Source organism: Ruminococcus callidus ATCC 27760 (assembly GCF_000468015.1).
Lineage (GTDB): Bacteria > Bacillota > Clostridia > Oscillospirales > Ruminococcaceae > Ruminococcus_C > Ruminococcus_C callidus.
In genome coordinates this window covers 1-1,964 of the sequence record NZ_KI260425.1, presented here as the reverse complement: position 1 = coordinate 1,964, position 1,964 = coordinate 1, and the positions used below count along the sequence as shown (strand labels likewise).

The window sequence follows — 1,964 nt, the reverse complement described above, 5'->3', positions numbered from 1 at the left end:
GTGAACTTTTCTTGAACAACTTCAACCGCTAACTGTCGATCTCCCGATCCGTTTCACAGTTTCCGTTGTCCTTTATTCTCTTGACTTTCGCTCTCGTGCGACAGTTTTATTATTATATCACACTTCTTCTACTGTGTCAAGTAGAGAATTGTGAACATATATTTCTCCGAATTGTGCAGTATGCATATCTTCTCCTCAAATGCATACAAAAAGCCCGACTGTTTCCAATCGGGCTTTCGCATAATTCTATTCAAATTTTCTGTTATGCACTCTGACTGCTGCTGTCCATATCGATCTTGAACGCATCGTACTTCTTGATCGCACTGTCGTTCTTCTCAACCTTCTGCTCGCCAGTCCAGCCGTCCAGCATATCCTCAAACGCATCACTATATGCCTGAGAGATCACAGTATTCTGCTGTGTTTCTGTCCACAGGTCGTCCTCTGTCATACGCTCCTTGATGTCACGGCACATTACGATATAGTAAGCCGTGTCATCTTCTACCACAGTTGCCACGCCATAGTTCTTCTGTCCGTCGCCGAATACATAGTCGTATACATTCTTGCACGGATTATAGGTCACATCTTCTTCCTTGGTGTTCTCTTTTGTAGTCACCTTTGCAATGATCTGTTCATTTGCATAGGGAGCAGTCGTGGTGGTAGTCACTTCAGAGCCGTTTTCATCGGTTTCCACAGCTGCTTCTGTCGTGGTAGTTTCTTCCGAAGCAGATTCTTCTGCCGCAGTGGTTTCCGCAGCTTCTTCTGCACCGGCAGTTTCTGTAGCAGCACTTTCCTCTGCGGCTGCGGTAGTTTCTGTGGTAGTTTCAGCAGCGACAGTAGTTGCTTCTGTTGTTGCAGCGATCTCGTTGCCGTCCGCATCGGTTGCAGAAGTGGCTGTTGCTGCGGCAGCTTCCTCGGAAATGGAAGTCACATAAGCGTTATAGTCGCTCTGCACGTTGTCCATTTCGTCTTCCATTGCGTCCTCATCGCCCTTGAGTGCGTTGATCTCGCCCAGATAGTCCTCGACCTTTGCCTTCATTTCCTTCTTGCCGGCATCATCCAGAGCCTCGCCGTTTCCGTCTGTCAGATCAAACTTGATGTAGCGGACACGGGCATTGTTTTCCTCATAGTACTGCTTCAGATCGTCCTCGGTAGTGCCTTCTTCGCCGTCAACGCCGTAATAATAGAGGAATACTTCGTTGGTCATATACGTATTTTCCAGAACGCTCTTGACAGAATTCTTGGAAATGCCGTTTTTCTCGTAGGTCTCGCCATTGGTATCCCAGAAAGAATCAATGGTGTTCTCCACGTCTTTGGACTCTTCTTCTGTCAGGGACAGATCCAGTTCGTCGAACTTCTTTTCAATTGCCACATACCGCTGGCAATATTCCAGTGCCTTGTTCTTGATCCATTCTTCCGAGCTGACACCGTCCATTTTCTGTTCTTTTACGACATTGTCGTCCTTTACGTCCAGTTCCGAATTCTGGGACTGCAAGGTCTGTGTCAGTTCCATGTACGATGCATAGGAATAGTAGATATAGATACCTGCATTGATCTGCTCGCCGTCGATTGTCATTGCATACGCAGAACCGCTGCCGACAGTGCAGCCTGCACCAGCAACAGTCATTGCGGCAGCCGCCAAAGCAGCGGCAGCCTTTTTCCATTTGAACATAGTTTTGATACCTCCGAATAAAATAAACGGTCCCGAAATGCCGGTTCAAACCGCATTCCAAGCCAGCAGCAGGACAAAGGAAACGCCGCCGAAAGCCGGAGCATTCCCCGAACTGTCTTGCCCGATACTTTTTTATTATACTATATTTTTTCGCATAAGTCCATACTTTCACGAAATTTTTTTCAGATTCTCAGAAAACTTTGATTTTCAATTGATTTCGACGGACATTTGTGGTATAGTAGGTATGTACAAAAGGGACACATAGGCAATACCGCACAAAGATTGTGCGACAGAT

General features: G+C 46.6%; 1 protein-coding gene. It reads right to left on the bottom strand.

The genetic code is table 11. The features are described 5' to 3' along the window. Window positions 1–262 precede the first annotated feature (262 nt). Window positions 263–1,669: a hypothetical protein gene (locus RUMCAL_RS09435; RefSeq protein WP_021682553.1), complete on the bottom strand. Its 1,407-nt coding sequence runs from the start codon at window positions 1,667–1,669 to the stop codon at window positions 263–265. Window positions 1,670–1,964 lie beyond the last annotated feature (295 nt).

What these genes read in the sequence shown, in the direction of transcription:
- RUMCAL_RS09435 (WP_021682553.1), bottom strand. Translation starts at nt 1,669, where the DNA reads ATGTTCAAATGGAAAAAGGCTGCCGCTGCTTTGGCGGCTGCCGCAATG.